The organism is Paenimyroides tangerinum (genome assembly GCF_003865405.1).
GTDB classification, from domain to species: domain Bacteria; phylum Bacteroidota; class Bacteroidia; order Flavobacteriales; family Flavobacteriaceae; genus Flavobacterium; species Flavobacterium tangerinum.
In genome coordinates this window covers 40,540-59,983 of the sequence record NZ_RQVQ01000015.1, presented here as the reverse complement: position 1 = coordinate 59,983, position 19,444 = coordinate 40,540, and the positions used below count along the sequence as shown (strand labels likewise).

Genomic DNA, 19,444 nt, shown 5'->3' with positions numbered 1-19,444 from the left:
ATGAAAAAAATATTCTCAATTTGTGTACTTTTCATTTCACAACTTCCAATGGCACAAGAATTCAAACAAAATACAGCTTTCAACAAAATACTTGAACAGAAAATTTTGGAATCAAAAATTCCTGGATTAGCTGCAGCTGCAATCTATCAAGACACCATTTATTATGGTGTTGCAGGAACGATTTCAAATGAAAGTGATGTAAAAATAAATCAGAAAACTTTATTTCATATCGGTTCAAATACAAAAGCGTTCACTTCGTTTTTAGTTTTTCAAGCTATTGAAAATGGCAAATTAAGTTTAGAAACGAAATTTTTTGATGTTTATCCGAACTTAAAAAACGAATCAAACAAAGTTTACCACCAAATTACTTTAGCCGATTTATTAGCACACGAAGCTCAAGTACAACCATTCACTTCTGGTTTGCAAATGGAATTGATAAAAATTACAAAAGAAAATCCATCTGAGAAAAGAATTGAATTCGCAGAACAATTATTAAAACTCCCAACAACAGAAAAAGGAACATATTCAAATGCGGGTTATGTTTTAGCATCAATGATGATTGAAAAAGTAGAAAACAAATCGTTTGAAGAGATTTTATCTTCTTATTTAAAATCAAATAATTGGGATTATAGCTTTGGATTTCCAAACAAAAAAGACACGAAAAATGCTTGGGGACATTGGACAGAAAACAACAAATTCACGGCTTTATCTCCAACTCACGATTACAATTTACCTGAATATATGTTAGCCGCTGGCGATTTATCAATGAATATCGAAGATTATTCAGCTTGGCTTTACAAACACATTCAAGAAATAAATAACAAAAACGAATCGTTTCAAAAGATGCATTACGAAAAAGAAGGCATGAGTTACGGTTGGGGAAATGGAAAACAAAACGGTCAAAATTTAAGTTTTCATGACGGAAGTACAGGAACTTTTTACACACATGCTATTTTATTACCGGAACAACAAATCGGAATTACTATTTTTGCAAATGCTGCAGAAGACAATCAGGTAAATGCGATTTATCAATTGCAACAAGAATTACTTATGCAACTTAAAAAAATAGTTGATGGCTATAATCGTAAACCTTGATGTAATGCTTGCGAAACGCAAAATGCAATCGCAAGAACTCGCCGATAAAATCGGAATTACAACTGCTAACCTCTCCATTTTAAAAACTGGGAAGGCAAAAGCAATTCGTTTTTCTACTTTAGAAGCAATATGTAAAGAATTAAATTGCCAACCAGGTGATATTTTAGAATTTATTCCCGATAATGATTAACCTGCTTCTCAGCAGGTTTTTCTTTTTTAAAAGAATTTACTTTTAGATATAAACGATATTCAAATCGAATGATTATCTTTAATGTAAATTCAGAAAAATATGCTAGATAATAATAGAATTTCACCATCTATCTTAGATAATGACTTTTATAAATTTACGATGCAACATGCGGTAATAAAATTATTTCCTTATGCAAAAGCACGTTATCAATTTATCAATCGTGGTAAACATGAGTTTCCAGAAAATTTTTCAAATGGTTTACGCGAAGCCATAAATGAAATGGCGAATCTTAAATTAACCAAACAAGAAAAAGAATTCCTTAGAGAAACCTGTCCGTATCTTGACCCAACTTATTTAGATTTTTTACAAGGCTACACATATGATCCGACTGAAGTTACGATAGAACAAAACGGAACTGAATTAAAAGTGAGTATTGAAGGTTTCTGGTATCGAACTATTTTGTGGGAAGTTCCGATTATGGCTTTAATCTGTGAATTGTTTTATTTAGAAACCAATCAAACCCGCCAATCAGACGAATTGGTTATTAAAACCGTTGAAGATAAAATTACCAAATACAGAAACTTAAATATTGTTTTTGCCGAATTTGGAACACGTCGTCGTCATTCGTTTAATATACATGATTTGGTTGTACGTACTTTAAAAGAAAAAGGCGAAGGCACTTTTATCGGAACCAGTAATGTGCATTTGGCAATGAAATACAAAACCAAACCGATTGGAACGCATGCTCATGAATGGTTTATGTTTCATGCCGCGAAATATGGTTACAAAATGGCGAATAGCGTTGGTTTGGAACATTGGACAGATGTTTATCGTGGCGATTTAGGGATTGCCTTAACCGATACTTACACAACCGAAGTTTTCTTTCAACAATTCGATAAAAAATTTGCTAAACTTTTTGACGGTGTGCGTCACGATTCAGGTGATGCTTTAGAATTTGGAGATAAAACCATTGCACATTATCAAAAATTAGGAATTAATCCGCTAACTAAAACCATTATTTTTTCTGATGGTTTGAATTACGATAAAGTAGAACGCATTACCGAACATTGTAGAGGTAGAATTGGAATGTCATTTGGAATTGGAACTGATTTAACAAACGATGTAGGTTTAAAACCAATGAATATTGTTTTGAAACTAACCGAAGCAAAACCTGAAAATGCAGATTGGACGGGTGTTGTTAAACTTTCTGACGAACCTAAAAAACATACTGGAACAGAAAATGATATCGATTTAGCCATTCGATTGTTGAATATAAAATAAGTCGGAAAGTCGAATGTCTTAAAGTTTTAAAGTTATCAAGAAATTTTAATTAGTTGAAATGAATAATGAGAAAAATAATTCAATCGGTTGAAATAAAATCAATTAAGTTTTGAAAAAAAATAAAAAATATTTCAAACTGTCATTCCGTGCTTGACAAGGAATCACATTAAGTAATTAAGAAAATTTTTTTTTAAGATAAGAAACTGAATCGAGCTATGACTCAACGAAGTTAAACATGTTTAGCATGTCAAAATTTTACTATGAAAGTCATTGAAATAAAAATATTATGTACTTAACTAAGAGAATGTTCGAAAGATAAAACTCTAGCTTCTTTTCTCTATTTTCATTTCTCTATTTTCTTTTCTCTATTTTCCATTAACTCAATACTAAAAACATGTTTCAAGAAAATACCAAACTTCATATTCCGTCTGATGAAACCATTATTTGGAAGTATTTAGATTTATCAAAATTCTTAGATTTACTTTTATCTAAGCGCATGTTTATGTCGCGTTCTGATAAGTTTGAAGACCAGTACGAAGGAACTTTTAGCGAACCTACTTATCAAGAAATCAAAAAACTTTTGGAAGACAACCCCGAATATTTAGACGCTTATAAATCTAAACGTAAAAATATTGTGATCAGTAGTTGGCACGCCAATTCATACGAAAGTTATGCGATGTGGCAAGTTTTTACAAAAAATAACGAAGGTTTGGCTATTCAGTCAACTATTGGAAGATTGAAAAAAGCAATGATAGAACCCAAAGCCTATCAGTTTATTGGTGAAGTAAACTACATCGATTACAAAAAAGAACACATTCCGTTTGATGATGATTTTTTCCCTTTTTTATTCAAACGAAAAAGTTTTCAGTATGAACATGAAGTTCGAGTAATCACAGATGTTTCGCATTTAGAAATGAATGTAAACGAAGGCGTAAAAGTTCTAATTGATATCAACGAAATGGTTGATAAATTATACATTCATCCGAAATCAGAAAATTGGTATAAAAAACTAGTTATTGAAATTGTAGAACGTTTAGGATTTAATTTCACCATTGAACATTCTGATCTAGAAAGTGATATTTTAATTTAGATAAAATGAAATTCAACAAACTTATTCCCATGTTATGGACAAAAAACTTAGAAGAAACCGTAGCATTTTATACTACAGTTTTAGGATTTACTTGTAGAGAATTCAATAAAGATTGGCAATGGGCTTCTCTATATAAGGATGAAACAGACATTATGTTGGCTTATCCGAATGCGCATTTCGATTCTGAAATTGGTTTTTCTGGTTCGTTTTATTTTCAAGTAAACGAAGTAGAAAAATTATGGAAAGAACTAAAAAATGAAACTGAAATTGTATATGATTTAGAAGTTTTTGATTGGGGAATGAAAGAATTTGCTATCAAAGACAATAACGGGTATATTTTACAATTTGGTGAAAATATAGAAAAATAATCTATAAATAAGGCAAAAAGAAATCGGCAAATTTTGACAATAATCAGCTAGATTAAAATCAGAATTAATTCGATAATATTAAAATAAATATATTAATTTTGCATTCAAATTAAACTTAATTAAAATGGCAGGTACAAGAACATTTACAATGATTAAACCAGACGCTGTAGAAGCTGGAAGTATTGGTGGAATCTTAAACATGATTGCTGAAGGAGGATTCAGAATCGTTGCAATGAAATTAACTCAATTAACAGTTGCTGATGCAAAAAAATTCTACGAAGTTCACGCTGAGCGTCCATTCTACGGAGAATTAGTTGAATTCATGTCTAGAGGTCCAATCGTTGCTGCTATCTTAGAAAAAGATAACGCTGTTGAAGATTTCCGTACTTTAATCGGAGCTACTAACCCAGCTGATGCTGCAGAAGGAACTATCCGTAAAAAATACGCAAAATCTATCGGTGAAAACGCTGTTCACGGATCTGATTCTGATGAGAATGCAGAAATCGAAGCTGCTTTCCATTTCGCAGGAAGAGAGCAATTCTAATTAAAGAATTTCTTTAAAATATAAAACCACGCAATTTGTGTGGTTTTTTTTCGTTCTATAATTAAATACAATTCTTTTTACAAATTTAAATTATGAAAAAAACAATCATTCTAGCCGCTTTACTTTTAATTAATGCGTCATTTTTAACTTCATGTTCATCAGAAGACAATGAAACTGAAAAAGTTCAAGAACAAAATTTTCTTTTAGGAAAATGGAATGGAGTTTCTTCTCACATGAAAATTGAAATGGATGGTAATATTTTAATAGACAACCTAGATCAAGAAGAAGGAAGTATGTATGGAGTAATTGAACGATATGAATTTAAAGCTGATAATACGGTAACTTATTATTCATACATACCTGCAAATGCAAATAACGAAGCTATAGAAAGAGAAGGAACAACAACGTATATTCGTGACGGAAACCAATTAATAATTAAAAACCATCCATATCCATATACAATTTTAATTTCAAATGAGAATAGCTTACATCTTTACGATATGTTTGAAGTAGAATCTGAAGGCACTTATATTAAGACGGAAAATATCACCAAATTTGAAAGAATAAAATAACAAACGTTTAAATAAAAAGCAGTCTTAATATTTCGATTTTACAGCTATTATTGTAACAGAAAATAATCATCAAACAAACTTTTAAAAAATTTAAACTCACTAAAAATATCTTTAAAAAAAATATTCTTAGTGAGTTTTTTGAATGCTGAGACATCTCCCCTGTTCTTCTCTTTTATAAAAATTTCAGTTGATATTAAATGGATTTTTGTCACAAATATTATCCAAATTACTTTCTGGTAACTTTGAAATAACATCTTCATCTAAAACTACAAACGTATCTACTCCATCAGTATGAAAAATACGAACAGAAATTTTCTTTCCGAAAATTGAATTTCGTCTGATTATAACAAATTTAGAATCATTAGAAATCAAAAAACTTCTTTCTATCCCCATGTTATTATAATAGGTTATTTTAAATTTATTATCAACTGAAACGCAATCAAAAAAGAATTTAGTTTTAAGGTAAATTAGCAAAATTCCAAAAGCAATAATAAACAATGCATTTGTAAACGAATTTTGTAATGTAGGCGTGTAACCGAATGGAATCAGAACAAAGATTAATAAAATGATGATTATCATTAAAAAATCTGCCCAAAAATTTCTTTTATATTTTCTATTAACTTTCATAACAAAAACATATGACAATTAATTTCTAATATAATCAAATTAAACCAATTAGCAAAAATAATTATATCATAAAAAAATCCACTTAAAAAGCAGATTTAGATATTAATTGATTCCTAATAATTCAACTTCAAAAATTAATGTACTATTTGGACCGATTTCTTTTGAAATTTGTTGTTCACCATAAGCTAAATGTGCTGGTAAAAACAAACGATATTTACTTCCAACAGACATTAATTGTAAAGCTTCTGTCCAACCTTGGATTACTTTATTAAGCCCAAATGAAGCAGGTTTTCCACGTTCAACCGAACTATCAAAAACTTCATTCTTAATATTGTATCCGTGATAATGACAAGTTACAATATCAGTTGCTGATGGTTTATCACCTGTTGTTTCAACTATAATTTCGTATTGCAATCCACTTGGCAATGAAATAACACCTTCACGTTTTGCATTTTCAGCTAAAAAAGCATTCCCTTCATTCAGATTTTTCTCTGCTAATTCTTTTTTTCTTTTAAATAAAATATCTGCTACTCCCATTTTAAATTTCTTTTCTACAAAAGTAAGCTAAATCAGAAAGTAAAAGCAATCACATATAAAAAAAAGACGCTGAAAAAGCGTCTTAATTAAGATATATATTAAAGAAAAATTAAAAACTTCTCTTTTTGCTGTGATTATATCCCATAGGAACTTTTTGTCCTTTAACCTGTTTTAGCTGATTTTTCATCATCAAAATTTGGTCTTTTAACATATTTTGTTTGTCTAAAGCTTCAGCTTCAGCCATTAATTTTGCACCTTCTGCTTGTTTGTTTTTTGAAAATGCAATACCTGCTAATTGCAATTTAGTAACTGCCATATCAGCATCTTGGTTCAAACCTAATTCAACAGCGCGTTTAAAATATTTTTCTGCTAACGTTAAATTATCTTGTGCAACAACAATTCCATTTAAATAATTAAAATATCCATTTTGTTTACGTAATAAAGCACCATCAGGATTTTTAATCTTAGCTAACATTTTCTTAGCACCTTCCATATCTTGCTTTCTCAATTTAAAAAGAGTCATGATCAGAATCTCATTCTTAAAATAAAACAACATAACGATTAAAGCTATTAAAATCAAGAAAATACCGTTTCCAATATTTCGTTCTGTAAATTGCCAAACAGCAGTTGCTAATAATAAAACAGTGATAGCTAATTTAATATTTTTGTTAAGCATAGTTTTTAAAGATTATTTTTATATTTTTGCAAATGTAAATAATTCTTGTGAGCTTAAAAAACTTCAACTAAAAAACATCAAAAGAAATGTACTTAGTATGAGGCTTTAAAAAGATTAGTTGAAATAAAAATCAATATTTTTTCCAAAAGCATTTGTAAGTAATAAAAGGAATTGTATATTTGCACTCGGTTTTGAAGCCACGCTTTCAAAGCTGACCTTAAGAAAATTTTATAAAGATTTAAAGATAAGAGCAATGAGTAAAAGAACGTTTCAACCATCGAAAAGAAAAAGAAGAAACAAACATGGTTTCATGGACAGAATGTCAACTCCTAACGGAAGAAAAGTGTTAGCTCGTAGAAGAGCAAAAGGAAGACACAAATTAACTGTTTCTTGCGAACCAAGACATAAAAAATAATGATTGATTAATCATAAATAAAGGCGTTACTATTATCTGTATCGCCTTTTTTTATACACTTTTTAAAATTATTTTAAGCAAATAATAATTTTAGAATCTTTATCTTTGCTAACATAATACAACTTCTATAGAAATGCCTAAAGATCTTTCAATTAAAACGGTTTTAATTATTGGTTCTGGACCAATCATCATCGGTCAAGCTTGTGAGTTTGACTATTCTGGATCACAATCTGCACGTTCATTAAGAGAAGAAGGAATTAAAGTTATTTTAATTAACTCGAATCCTGCTACGATTATGACCGACCCAAAAATGGCAGATCACGTTTACCTAAAACCATTAACTACAAAATCTATCATTGAGATTTTAACTGCACATCCGGATATCGATGCAGTTTTACCAACAATGGGTGGACAAACCGCTTTAAATTTATGTTTAGAAGCTGATGAAAAAGGAATTTGGGAAGACTTTAATGTAAAATTAATTGGAGTTGATATCAATGCAATTAACGTAACTGAAGATCGCGAACAATTCAAACAACTTCTTACTCGAATTGATATTCCATTTGCACCAGCAAAAACAGCAACATCATTTTTAGAAGGAAAAGAAATCGCACAAGAATTTGGTTTTCCTTTAGTAATTCGTCCTTCATTTACATTAGGAGGTACAGGAGCTGCATTTGTTCATAAAGAAGAAGATTTCGATACTTTATTAACTCGCGGTTTAGAAGCTTCTCCAATCCACGAAGTTTTAATTGATAAAGCTTTATTAGGTTGGAAAGAATACGAATTAGAATTACTTCGTGACAAAAATGACAATGTCGTTATTATTTGTACGATTGAAAATATGGACGCAATGGGAATTCACACTGGTGATTCGATTACTGTTGCGCCAGCTATGACACTTTCTGACAGAACTTTCCAAAGAATGCGTGATATGGCAATCAAAATGATGCGTAGTATCGGAAATTTCGCCGGTGGATGTAATGTGCAATTTGCAGTTTCTCCAGATGAAAAAGAAGATATTGTTGCTATCGAAATCAACCCACGTGTTTCTCGTTCTTCTGCTTTAGCTTCAAAAGCTACTGGTTATCCAATTGCAAAAATTGCTAGTAAATTAGCTTTAGGATATAATTTAGATGAATTACAAAATCAAATTACAAAATCTACTTCTGCTTTATTCGAGCCTACTTTAGATTACGTTATCGTAAAAATCCCACGTTGGAACTTTGATAAATTTGAAGGTGCAGATCGCACATTAGGTTTACAAATGAAATCTGTTGGTGAAGTAATGGGAATTGGACGTTCGTTTCAAGAAGCTTTACAAAAAGCAACACAATCATTAGAAATCAAACGTAATGGAATTGGTGCAGACGGAAAAGGATACAAAGATTACGATCAAATTTTAGAAAAATTAGAATTTGCATCTTGGGACCGTGTATTTGTTATTTACGATGCAATTGCATTAGGAATTCCTTTATCTACGATTCATGATATCACAAAAATTGACATGTGGTATTTGAAACAATATGAAGAAATGTATGCTTTAGAGAAAGAAGTTTCAAACTTCACTAAAGAAACACTTCCAAGAGAATTGATGTTAGATGCTAAGCAAAAAGGGTTCTCTGACAGACAAATCGCTCATATGTTAGGATGTTTAGAAAGTGAAGTTCATGCTTTACGTATGACTCAAAACATCAATCGTGTTTATAAATTAGTTGATACTTGTGCTGCCGAATTCGTAGCTCAAACACCATATTACTATTCTACTTTCGAAGCAGAAATTCAAAAACCAGACGGAACCGTTTATGTTTCAAACGAAAGTAAAAGATCAGATAAGAAAAAAGTTATTGTTTTAGGATCAGGACCAAACCGCATTGGACAAGGAATCGAATTTGATTATTCTTGTGTTCATGGAGTTATGGCTGCTTCAGAAATGGGGTACGAAACGATTATGATTAACTGTAATCCAGAAACGGTTTCAACCGATTTTGACACTGCGGATAAATTGTATTTCGAACCTGTTTTCTGGGAACATATTTACGACATCATTCAGCATGAAAAACCTGAAGGAGTTATCGTTCAATTAGGTGGACAAACTGCTTTAAAATTGGCTGAAAAATTAGAAAAATGGGGCGTTAAAATTCTAGGAACAAGCTTCGAAGCTTTAGATTTAGCTGAAGATCGTGGACGTTTCTCTGAATTATTAACAGAACTTAATATCCCATTCCCTAGATTCGGAATTGCTCAGACAGCAGACGAAGCTTCGAAATTAGCAGACGAATTAGATTTTCCATTATTAGTACGTCCATCGTACGTATTAGGAGGTCAAGGAATGAAAATCGTAATCAACAAAAAAGAATTAGAAACACACGTTATTGATTTATTGAAATCGATTCCTGGAAATAAACTTCTTTTAGATCATTATTTAGCTGGAGCAATCGAAGCTGAAGCTGATGCAATTTGTGACGGAGAAAACGTTTACATTATCGGAATCATGGAACATATCGAACCTTGTGGAGTTCACTCTGGAGATTCGAATGCAACTTTACCTCCGTTTAATTTAGGTGAATTCGTAATCCAACAAATCAAAGATCACACAAAGAAAATTGCTATTGCATTAAAAACAAAAGGTTTAATCAATATTCAGTTTGCTATTAAAGACGATACTGTTTATATTATCGAAGCAAATCCACGTGCTTCTCGTACTGTTCCTTTCATTGCTAAAGCTTATGGAGAACCTTATGTAAATTACGCAACAAAAGTAATGTTAGGAGCAAAAGTTACCGACTTTACTTTCAATCCGCAATTAAAAGGATATGCAATAAAACAACCTGTTTTCTCATTCAACAAGTTCCCTAAAGTAAACAAAGCTTTAGGACCTGAAATGAAATCGACAGGAGAAAGCATTTTATTCATCGACAGCTTAAAAGATGACGCTTTCTACGAATTATATTCAAGAAGAAAAATGTATTTAAGTAAATAATACATTTTCAAAACATTAAAAAACCTCGATTTACATCGAGGTTTTTTTGTATATTTAAATTAAAAATGCACAAAATCATCTCACTTATAGCAGTTTTAATTCATTCAATATCGTTTTCTCAAAACCCAACAACAAGATTTGACGGTATTTTTGAAACCACAACTCAAGAAACAAGTTATAAAAAATTTCATTTCAACAACAGAGGTCATGTGATGATTAACGATAGTATAGCAGGCGTTTTCATAAAAGAAAAAAACAAAATCTATATCGTAAGCAACACTGGGTTTTATTTTTTTAACATTGAACCAAATAAAATAATCAGAATTGATTCATTTGATAATAAATTAGACTATTACAAAATGAATACCTCTACAAACTCAATTGTATTTGATACTTCAAAAGTAAATCCAGAACTATTATATGAATATATTTCATACGAATACGATTTAAAAACATTAGAAGCCAACCTGTCCTTATTTACAGAAAACGAAAAATACTTCATTAAAATGCAATCTCTTTGCGAAAGAGGTTTAGGAATTGCGTGCGAATCTTACATTGACGGAATAAGAATGAATCAATTTAGAGACGGATTTGTAAACAACACTGAATTGGAATTCAAACAGAATGTCGAAATAGAAAACATCTGTATTCTTTATGCCAAAATTAATCCTGGAAAAGCTTATTTTCAACTAAGTATTTATTACGCATCAATAAAAAATAATGAAAAAGCCAAATATTATTTTGAACTTGCTAAGCTAAATGCCGATCCTTTTTTATCAAAACAATTAAATGAAATCGAACAATACATTGATTAAGAATAGTAGATTTTAGAAATTTATTTATTAAATATTTAATATATTTACGTAACAATCAAAAAATAAAAACATGGATTTTTCAGCAAAAATGTTACGTGATGATGCGTTATCAGACAAAGTTATAATTGTTACCGGAGGTGGAAGCGGTTTAGGTAAATCAATGACTACCTATTTTCTTGAACTTGGAGCTAAAGTTGCCATAACTTCGAGAGATATCGAAAAACTTACTAAAACTGCAAAAGAATTAGAAGAAAAAACAAAAGGAACTTGTTTAGCAATTGCTTGTGATGTACGCCATTACGATCAAGTTGAAAACATGCTTCAAAGTGTAATCGATGCTTTTGGAAAAGTAGATGTTTTAGTTAACAATGCAGCTGGAAATTTTATTTCTCCGACTGAAAGATTATCTGCAAATGCTTTTGACACAATCATAGATATTGTTTTAAAAGGAAGTAAAAATTGTACGTTAGCATTAGGAAAACATTGGATTGAAAATAAACAAACAAACAAAAATGTTTTAAATATCGTTACCACTTATGCTTGGACCGGATCTGGATACGTGGTTCCTTCTGCAACTGCAAAAGCAGGAGTTTTAGCTATGACAAGAAGCTTGGCCGTTGAATGGGCAAAATATGGAATCCGAATGAACGCGATAGCTCCAGGACCATTTCCGACAGCTGGCGCTTGGGATCGTTTACTTCCTGGAGATTTAAAAGATAAATTCGATATTACGAAAAAAGTTCCATTACGAAGAGTTGGAGATCATCAAGAATTAGCAAATTTAGCTGCCTATTTAGTTTCAGATTTTTCTGCTTATATAAATGGAGAAGTCGTAACAATTGATGGTGGTGAATGGCTTCAAGGCGCAGGAGAATTTAATATGTTAGAAAAAATACCAGCAGAGATGTGGGACATGTTAGAAGAAATGATCAAACAAAAAAAGAATAAATAAAATAAAATCTAAAAATTGAAATCCAACACATTATAAAAGATAAAATATCTAATTAGCTCAAATTTCAACATTTAGCAAATTGTTAATAATTTAGATTTTCTAAACTCATAAAATATCGTATTTTTACATTTCTAAATTTTATAGATACAAATGGGTAAAATCATAGCTGTTGCCAATCAAAAAGGTGGAGTTGGTAAAACAACCACTTCTGTTAACTTAGCTGCATCGTTAGGTGCGTTAGAAAAAAAGGTATTGTTAATCGATGCTGATCCTCAGGCTAATGCTACATCTGGTTTAGGAATCGATGTTGAAGCTGTTGAATATGGAACCTATCAAATTTTAGAACATTCGGTTACACCTGAAGAAGCTGCTTTAGAATGTACAGCTCCGAATGTTCATTTAATTCCTGCTCATATCGATTTAGTTGCGATTGAAATTGAATTAGTTGACAAAGAAAACAGAGAATACATGCTTAAACAAGCATTAGCTGAAATAAAAGAGCAATACGATTATATCATTATCGATTGCGCGCCATCTCTTGGATTATTAACATTAAATGCTTTAACAGCTGCAGATTCTGTTGTAATTCCAATTCAGTGCGAATATTTTGCTCTAGAAGGATTAGGAAAACTTTTAAATACGATTAAAAGTGTTCAAAAAATTCACAATCCTGAATTAGACATCGAAGGATTACTTTTAACAATGTACGATTCGCGTTTACGCTTATCAAATCAAGTAGTTGAAGAGGTTCAAAAACATTTCAATGATATGGTTTTCGATACTATTATTCAACGTAATGTTAAATTAAGTGAAGCTCCATCTTTTGGAGAGAGCATTATCAATTACGATGCTACAAGTAAAGGTGCTACAAATTATTTAAATTTAGCACAGGAAATTATTAATAAAAACGCCAAATAAATATGGCCAAAGCACTAAAAAAACAAGCTTTAGGAAGAGGTCTTTCTGCTTTATTGAAAGATCCCGAAAACGATATAAAATCTGTAGGTGATACAAATGCTGATAAGGTTGTTGGTAATATCATCGAATTAGAACTTGATTCTATTGAAATAAATCCATTTCAACCTAGAACAAATTTTAATGAAGAAACGCTAAAAGAATTAGCAACTTCTATTAGAGAATTAGGTGTTATTCAACCCATCACAGTAAGAAAAACAGACTTTAATAAATATCAATTAATTTCTGGAGAGCGTCGTTTACGTGCATCTAAACTAGCAGGATTAACCACAATTCCAGCTTATATTCGTATCGCAAATGATAACGAATCTTTAGTAATGGCGTTAGTTGAGAATATTCAACGTCATGATTTAGATCCGATTGAGGTTGCGTTATCGTATCAACGTTTAATTGACGAAATTCAATTAACACAAGAACAAATGAGTGAACGTGTTGGTAAGAAACGTTCAACAATCACAAATTATTTGCGTTTATTACGTTTAGATCCTATTATCCAAACTGGAATCAGAGATGGTTTCATTTCAATGGGACATGGTAGAGCAATAATAAATATTGAAGATCACGACATTCAAACCGATATTTATCATAAAATTATTTTAGAGAATCTATCTGTTCGTGAAACAGAAGCTTTAGTAAAAGCATATCAAGAAGGTGTAACTGCAACTAACGATAAAGAAGCTCCTAAAAAGAAATTTTCTTACACGATTTCAGAAAATCAGAAGAAAGTTTTCACTGACTTTTTTGGTGCTAAAGTTGATGTAAAAATTGCAGCAAACGGAAAAGGTAAAATTAACGTTCCCTTCCACTCTGCCGAAGATTTAGAACGTATTCTTAAATTATTAGAAAAATAGTGCAAAAAGTAATTGGTTTTTTAATTATCAGCTTATTTAGTTATGGCATTTGTTCTGCTCAAGAAGCGGATAGTTTAAAACTAAAAACAAATACCTTAACAAAACAGGCAATCGATCCACTTTCTCCTGCTAAAGCAGCTTTTTATTCGGCTGTTGTTCCAGGATTAGGACAAATTTATAATAAAAGTTACTGGAAAGTGCCAATCGTTTATGCTGGTATTGGAACAGGAATGTATTTTTATATAGATAATCAAAAGAAATATCTAGAATATAGAAACGAATACAAAAGAAGACTTCAAGGCATTCATGATGTGAGTGACCCTAAATTTGGTCGTTTAGATAATGATCGTTTAATTACTGGTCAACGTTATTATCAAAAAAACAGAGATTTATCACTTGTTATTACCATCGCAATTTATGCTTTAAATATTGTCGATGCCAATGTTGATGCGCATTTACAACAATTTAATGTAGATGACGACTTGAGTTTTAGACCTTCTTTTCAATATAACGAATTTAACGGAACCTATCAATTCGGAGCTCAATTAACTTTTAAATTTTAAAAACATGAAAATAGCATTATTAGGCTATGGAAAAATGGGCAAAGAAATCGAAAAAATTGCCCTAACTCGTGGTCATGAAATAATTCTAAAAAAATCTAGTGAAACTACGTTTGAAGGTCTAGAGAACGCAGATGTAGCCATAGATTTCAGCCTTCCTTCAACTGCTGTAGAAAATATATCGACTTGTTTTAATTTTAAAATTCCGGTTGTTTCTGGAACAACAGGTTGGTTGGAACATTATAATGAAATGGTTTCTATGTGTGAATTAAAAGACGGAGCTTTTCTTTACGCATCAAACTTTAGCGTTGGTGTAAATATTTTCTTTGAACTTAATAATCATTTAGCTAAACTAATGTCGAAACTAAATAATTACAATGTTTCAATGGAAGAAATTCATCATACTCAAAAACTTGACGCACCTTCTGGAACCGCAATTTCTTTAGCAAACGGAATCATAAAAAACTCTAGATACAATAATTGGACTTTAGAAAATCCGAATGAAACGGATATTTTAATCGAAGCAAAACGTATTGAAAATGTTCCTGGAACACATCATGTTTTTTACCGTTCAGAAGTTGACGAAATCGAAATTAAACACGAAGCTTTTTCAAGACAAGGTTTTGCTTTAGGAGCTGTAATCGCTGCAGAATGGATTGCAAACAAAAAAGGAATTTATTCAATGAAAGATGTTTTGAATTTAGGTTAAATCAAAATAATCTTTTATTTTCGTTTATCAAAAAATAAATAGTATGGCATTAACAGAATTGTTGATTATTTTTCTAATTGTACAAGTAATTCACTTTTTAGGAACTTGGAAACTTTATATAAAAGCAGGCAGAAAACCTCTAGAAGCAGCTATTCCAATTTACAACGCAATCGTTTTAATGAAAATCATAAACCGACCAACTTGGTGGGTTATTTTGTTATTTATTCCGGTTGTAAACCTAATTATGTTCCCAGTAATTTGGGTTGAAACATTAAGAAGTTTTGGTAAAAATTCAACTTTAGATACCATTTTAGGTGTTGTTACTTTTGGATTTTATATTTATGTTGTAAACTATGTTCAAGACGTAAAATATATCAAAGACAGAAGTTTAAAACCTACAACAGAAACTGGTGAAACCGTAAGTTCCATCTTATTTGCAGTTGTTGTAGCAACAATTATACATACTTATGTTATTCAACCGTTTACTATTCCAACTTCTTCGTTAGAAAAAACACTTTTAGTTGGTGATTTCTTATTCGTAAGCAAAGTAAATTATGGCGCAAGAACGCCTAAAACTCCAGTTGCTTTTCCGATGGTTCATGATACAATTCCATTCGTAAATAAAAAATCATACCTAAGCTCTGTACAAATTCCAAACTTCCGTTTACCTGGTTTTGAAAAACCTGAACATAACGACATTATGGTCTTTAACTGGCCAACAGATACAATACCTTATTTTGGATATAGAGGAACAGAGCGCTTTGATAAACCAATCGATAAAAAATCAAACTATGTAAAAAGAACAGTAGGTTTACCTGGTGATGACTTTGAAATTAAAGAAGGAATCATTTATATAGATGGAAAAGTTTTAGATTTAGGTGATCGAGCAAAAATTCAATATAGTTATAATGTTGTAACAGACGGAACTCCATTAGATGCGAATTTTATATACAAAGAATTAAATGTTACAGACGGTATTTATCCAATAAACAGCCACGCCTATTTAATTCCAGGAATCACACCTGAAAATGCTGAACGTATTAAAACACTTTCTAGCGTTGTAGACGTAGTTAGAAACACACAAACTCAACCAGATTACACAACATTCCCTCATAATCAACCTTGGAATGCAGATAATTATGGACCTATTCATATTCCTGCAAAAGGAGAAACAGTTCAGTTAACTACTGATAATCTTCCAATGTATTATATGATTATCAAAGATTACGAAAACAACGATTTAAAAATTGAAAACGGAAAGATTTTAATAAACGGAAACGAAGCAAAAGATTACACTTTTAAGCAAGATTATTATTTTATGATGGGAGACAATCGTCATAATTCACAAGACAGCCGTTATTGGGGATTTGTACCTCAAGATCATATCGTAGGAAAACCTGTTTTTGTTTGGATGAGTTTAGATCAAAATATTCCTTGGGGTAAATTCTTTGACAAAGTACGTTGGGATCGTTTATTTACTACTGTTCACGGTACAGGAGCGCCTCATTCATTCTTTATTTATTTTGCAATTTTGATGGTAATTTGGGGTATCTATTCTTTCATCAAATACAGAAAAAAGAAAAAAGATAGTTTCAAATACTAAAAATACAAAATGGATATTTTAATACATCCAAGTTATTTCCCTTCGATTAGTCATTTTGTTGCGATGATTCAGGCTGACAAGATTACTTTTGAAATGGAAGATAACTTTCAAAAACAGACCAATAGAAACCGAATGTACATCTATGGTGCAAACGGAACACAATTGTTGAATATACCGATTAAAAAAGGAATAACTCCAAATCAAAAATATAAAGATGTAAAAATCGAATACGACTTTAATTGGAGAAAGCAACATCTAAAATCGTTAGAATCTGCTTACAGAACTTCTCCTTTCTTTGAATATTTTGAAGATGATTTTAGAAGTTTATTTGAAAAGAAACACGATTTTTTGATGGATTTGAATTTAGAAACCCATCAGTTAGTTACAGATAGTTTAGGTATAAAACTTCCGTTTGAAACAACGGATGAATATCATAAGCAAGTAACCAATTTGGTTGATTTAAGACCTTTAATTGACGGAAAAAAAGACACAAATCAATTTGAACCTTATACGCAAGTATTCGAAGAAAAATACGGTTTTATTAATAACTTAAGCATTCTGGATTTACTTTTTAACGAAGGAAGATACGGAATCGATTATCTAAAAAAACAAGCCATTAACTTTTAAGTTAATCGCTTGTTGCGTTTTTACAGTTATGAAAAAAATACTTTTACTATTTAGTTTATTTGCCTTAATAAGTTGCAAAACAACAAAAAAAAGCAATTCAGAACTCTATGTTTCTGGATACACCTCTGAAGATTTTAATGTTCCTAGTGAAGTTTTTTTAGGCTTTAAGAATGATTCTGTCTATTTAATCAATAAAGATAATAACGCGTCATTAGGATTTAAAACTCCTAAAAGTAAAACAGATACGGTCACTTTTGATAATAATAAATTAATCATTCAAAAGTCAAAATCTAATGCCAAGTTTGAACATTATAAAGACAATAAATTAGCTTTTCAAGCATTCTTTTTCAATGTTAAGGAAGAAAGAAATATAGATTCTTTAGAATTTATAAAAAAAGTAAATCATAAAACATTTCAAAGCAAAATAGAAAAAACACCATCAAGTCCAAATAGTGATTTAAAAATTTTGAAACAATTAAAATTTAATAACAACGAAATCACTGTTACATTTGATTATTATTTTGACGAAAGCTTAATGTATTCAGAATTTGAAACTCATAAATACGAAATCAAAAAAATCAAAAAAAGTTTGTTTCTTCAAATATTAAAAAGCGACAATTTTTCAAACAGAATTTATGAAATTGTAAAACTTAAAAACAATGAATTTACATTGGTTCATTATGCTGAAACGAAAACAATTTATGAGGATTATAAAAAAGTAGAACCAAGCCTAATTAAATCAAAACCTTATCAAATTTGTAATGATAGAAGACCCTATGAATATTTTAGTTATGACCCCGATTTAAGACATCAAAAAGGAAATAAATACCTTCTAAAAACATTAGGAAAAGATGCACCTTTAACCAAAGGAAACGGATACATCAACATTCATTTTACCATAAATTGTAATTATGAGATTGGCAGATTTGGTTTAGAACAAATGGATATGAATTATAATGCTGCAACATTTGACACAGCATTAATTAAACATTTAATCACAAAAATTTCAGAAATCGAGGATTGGAACTCGAACACTGAGAAAAATAATGGTTATGATATTCACTACTTTTTGATGTTTAAAATAGAAAACGGTAAAATAATAGATTTATGTCCTTAAAAAAAATATACATATTAGCAATCGGATTATTCAGTGTAGGTTGTTTTGCGCAAAATAATCCATTCGAGCATCTTTCTTTAGAAGAGAGAAAGCAATTGGCGGATAAATACAATAAATTGGCAGCTTTAGATAACTATTATCAAACGTCTGAAATGCATCGCATATATAAAGATTCGGCTTTGATGGCAAATCCAGAACGCAAAGATATTGTTCAAACTTATTCCTATTCTTACAAAAAAGCGGGAGAACATATCAAAGCTATGAAATTATTGAACAAAGCGGTTGAAATGGATTTAAAGCAAGGTAAAACAGCTGCATTGGAATACAAAGCTTGGTCTATGTTGTATTTTTATAGAGATTATGAAGCGGCCATAAAAGATGTTGATTTGATTCTTGAAATGAAAAAATCACAACCTTTAATTGCTTGTCATGGAGAAATTTGTTTGCTCTTAAAAGGTCAGGCATTATTTCAATTAAAAAGATATGATGAAGCTATTGAAACTTTAGAAAAACTTTTGGAACTCGATAAAAAAAGAGGTTTTGACCCTTTGGATAATTTCTTAGTTTATTTTTATATTGCACGAAGCTATTCAGAACTTAATAATTTAGAAAAAGCCATTGAATATTACGAAAATCAATTGGCTGTTTATGATAATTTCACAGAAATGCACTATCAATTAGGAAAGATTTATTTGGATAAAAACAACTTTGAAAAAGCGAGTTATCATTTGAATAAAGCCAAAGAATTGATTGGAAAAGGAACTAAAATGTTCGAACCTTACATTGAACGATTTGATGAAGTTTATGTTGAGGAAATTGACTTAGAACTTGAACGTTTAAAACAAAAAAGATGAATC

The 19,444-nt window shown here is 30.6% G+C and carries 22 protein-coding genes; 19 read left to right on the top strand and 3 right to left on the bottom strand.

Annotated features, from left to right (window positions below):
• The 7 genes from EG240_RS08220 (at position 1) to EG240_RS08190 (ending at position 5,140) form a co-directional block, all read left to right on the top strand.
• Positions 1-1,095: a serine hydrolase domain-containing protein gene (locus EG240_RS08220; protein WP_125018908.1), complete on the top strand. Its 1,095-nt coding sequence runs from the start codon at positions 1-3 to the stop codon at positions 1,093-1,095.
• Positions 1,073-1,285, top strand: a complete 213-nt coding sequence (locus EG240_RS08215) for a helix-turn-helix domain-containing protein (RefSeq protein ID WP_125018907.1) — start codon at positions 1,073-1,075, stop codon at positions 1,283-1,285. The genes EG240_RS08220 and EG240_RS08215 overlap by 23 nt, the downstream gene beginning before the upstream one ends.
• A gap of 99 nt (positions 1,286-1,384) precedes the next feature.
• Positions 1,385-2,566: a nicotinate phosphoribosyltransferase gene (pncB, locus tag EG240_RS08210; protein ID WP_125018906.1), complete on the top strand. Its 1,182-nt coding sequence runs from the start codon at positions 1,385-1,387 to the stop codon at positions 2,564-2,566.
• A 394-nt stretch (positions 2,567-2,960) separates the two neighbouring features.
• Positions 2,961-3,656, top strand: a complete 696-nt coding sequence (locus EG240_RS08205; RefSeq protein WP_125018905.1) for a hypothetical protein — start codon at positions 2,961-2,963, stop codon at positions 3,654-3,656.
• 29 nt (positions 3,657-3,685) lie between these two features.
• A complete protein-coding gene (locus tag EG240_RS08200; protein ID WP_235830355.1) occupies positions 3,686-4,024 on the top strand; it encodes a VOC family protein in 339 nt (112 codons plus the stop codon).
• 124 nt (positions 4,025-4,148) lie between these two features.
• The gene (locus EG240_RS08195; protein WP_125018903.1) at positions 4,149-4,568 is read left to right on the top strand and encodes a nucleoside-diphosphate kinase; all 420 of its coding nucleotides are present in this window, start codon (positions 4,149-4,151) and stop codon (positions 4,566-4,568) included.
• A 92-nt stretch (positions 4,569-4,660) separates the two neighbouring features.
• Positions 4,661-5,140, top strand: a complete 480-nt coding sequence (locus EG240_RS08190) for a hypothetical protein (protein WP_125018902.1) — start codon at positions 4,661-4,663, stop codon at positions 5,138-5,140.
• 183 nt (positions 5,141-5,323) lie between these two features.
• On the opposite strand, the gene EG240_RS08185 is transcribed toward EG240_RS08190, so the two are convergent.
• The 3 genes from EG240_RS08185 to EG240_RS08175 form a co-directional block, all read right to left on the bottom strand.
• Positions 5,324-5,767 carry a hypothetical protein gene (locus EG240_RS08185; RefSeq protein WP_125018901.1) on the bottom strand — a complete coding sequence of 148 codons (444 nt, stop codon included), beginning with the start codon at positions 5,765-5,767 and terminating at the stop codon, positions 5,324-5,326.
• 102 nt (positions 5,768-5,869) lie between these two features.
• Positions 5,870-6,304 carry an FKBP-type peptidyl-prolyl cis-trans isomerase gene (locus tag EG240_RS08180; RefSeq protein WP_125018900.1) on the bottom strand — a complete coding sequence of 145 codons (435 nt, stop codon included), beginning with the start codon at positions 6,302-6,304 and terminating at the stop codon, positions 5,870-5,872.
• 109 nt (positions 6,305-6,413) lie between these two features.
• Positions 6,414-6,980, bottom strand: a complete 567-nt coding sequence (locus EG240_RS08175) for a DUF2892 domain-containing protein (protein ID WP_125018899.1) — start codon at positions 6,978-6,980, stop codon at positions 6,414-6,416.
• A gap of 253 nt (positions 6,981-7,233) precedes the next feature.
• On the opposite strand from EG240_RS08175, the gene rpmH reads away from it, so the two are divergent.
• The 12 genes from rpmH (at position 7,234) to EG240_RS08115 (ending at position 19,441) form a co-directional block, all read left to right on the top strand.
• A complete protein-coding gene (gene rpmH, locus EG240_RS08170) occupies positions 7,234-7,395 on the top strand; it encodes a 50S ribosomal protein L34 (protein ID WP_035665819.1) in 162 nt (53 codons plus the stop codon).
• A gap of 133 nt (positions 7,396-7,528) precedes the next feature.
• On the top strand, positions 7,529-10,378 hold the full coding sequence (gene carB / locus EG240_RS08165) for a carbamoyl-phosphate synthase large subunit (protein WP_125018898.1): 2,850 nt from the start codon (positions 7,529-7,531) through the stop codon (positions 10,376-10,378).
• 65 nt (positions 10,379-10,443) lie between these two features.
• Complete coding sequence (locus tag EG240_RS08160; RefSeq protein WP_125018897.1) at positions 10,444-11,193, top strand: hypothetical protein; 750 nt, start codon at positions 10,444-10,446, stop codon at positions 11,191-11,193.
• A 70-nt stretch (positions 11,194-11,263) separates the two neighbouring features.
• Positions 11,264-12,145, top strand: a complete 882-nt coding sequence (locus EG240_RS08155) for an SDR family oxidoreductase (RefSeq protein ID WP_162497960.1) — start codon at positions 11,264-11,266, stop codon at positions 12,143-12,145.
• Positions 12,146-12,295: 150 nt separating this feature from the next.
• Complete coding sequence (locus EG240_RS08150) at positions 12,296-13,063, top strand: ParA family protein (RefSeq protein WP_125018896.1); 768 nt, start codon at positions 12,296-12,298, stop codon at positions 13,061-13,063.
• A gap of 2 nt (positions 13,064-13,065) precedes the next feature.
• Entirely contained in the window at positions 13,066-13,971 is a 906-nt protein-coding gene (locus EG240_RS08145) for a ParB/RepB/Spo0J family partition protein (RefSeq protein WP_125018895.1), read from the top strand.
• A complete protein-coding gene (locus tag EG240_RS08140; protein ID WP_235830354.1) occupies positions 13,971-14,534 on the top strand; it encodes a DUF5683 domain-containing protein in 564 nt (187 codons plus the stop codon). The genes EG240_RS08145 and EG240_RS08140 overlap by 1 nt, the downstream gene beginning before the upstream one ends.
• Before the next feature lie 4 nt (positions 14,535-14,538).
• On the top strand, positions 14,539-15,240 hold the full coding sequence (gene dapB, locus EG240_RS08135; RefSeq protein WP_125018894.1) for a 4-hydroxy-tetrahydrodipicolinate reductase: 702 nt from the start codon (positions 14,539-14,541) through the stop codon (positions 15,238-15,240).
• A 43-nt stretch (positions 15,241-15,283) separates the two neighbouring features.
• Positions 15,284-16,843: a signal peptidase I gene (gene lepB, locus EG240_RS08130; RefSeq protein WP_125018893.1), complete on the top strand. Its 1,560-nt coding sequence runs from the start codon at positions 15,284-15,286 to the stop codon at positions 16,841-16,843.
• Between the two features lie 9 nt (positions 16,844-16,852).
• Positions 16,853-17,470 carry a WbqC family protein gene (locus EG240_RS08125; protein ID WP_125018892.1) on the top strand — a complete coding sequence of 206 codons (618 nt, stop codon included), beginning with the start codon at positions 16,853-16,855 and terminating at the stop codon, positions 17,468-17,470.
• A gap of 28 nt (positions 17,471-17,498) precedes the next feature.
• Positions 17,499-18,587 (top strand): hypothetical protein, encoded by a 1,089-nt coding sequence (locus tag EG240_RS08120; RefSeq protein ID WP_125018891.1) that lies wholly within the window; start codon positions 17,499-17,501, stop codon positions 18,585-18,587.
• A complete protein-coding gene (locus EG240_RS08115; protein ID WP_125018890.1) occupies positions 18,578-19,441 on the top strand; it encodes a tetratricopeptide repeat protein in 864 nt (287 codons plus the stop codon). The genes EG240_RS08120 and EG240_RS08115 overlap by 10 nt, the downstream gene beginning before the upstream one ends.
• Positions 19,442-19,444: the final 3 nt, after the last annotated feature.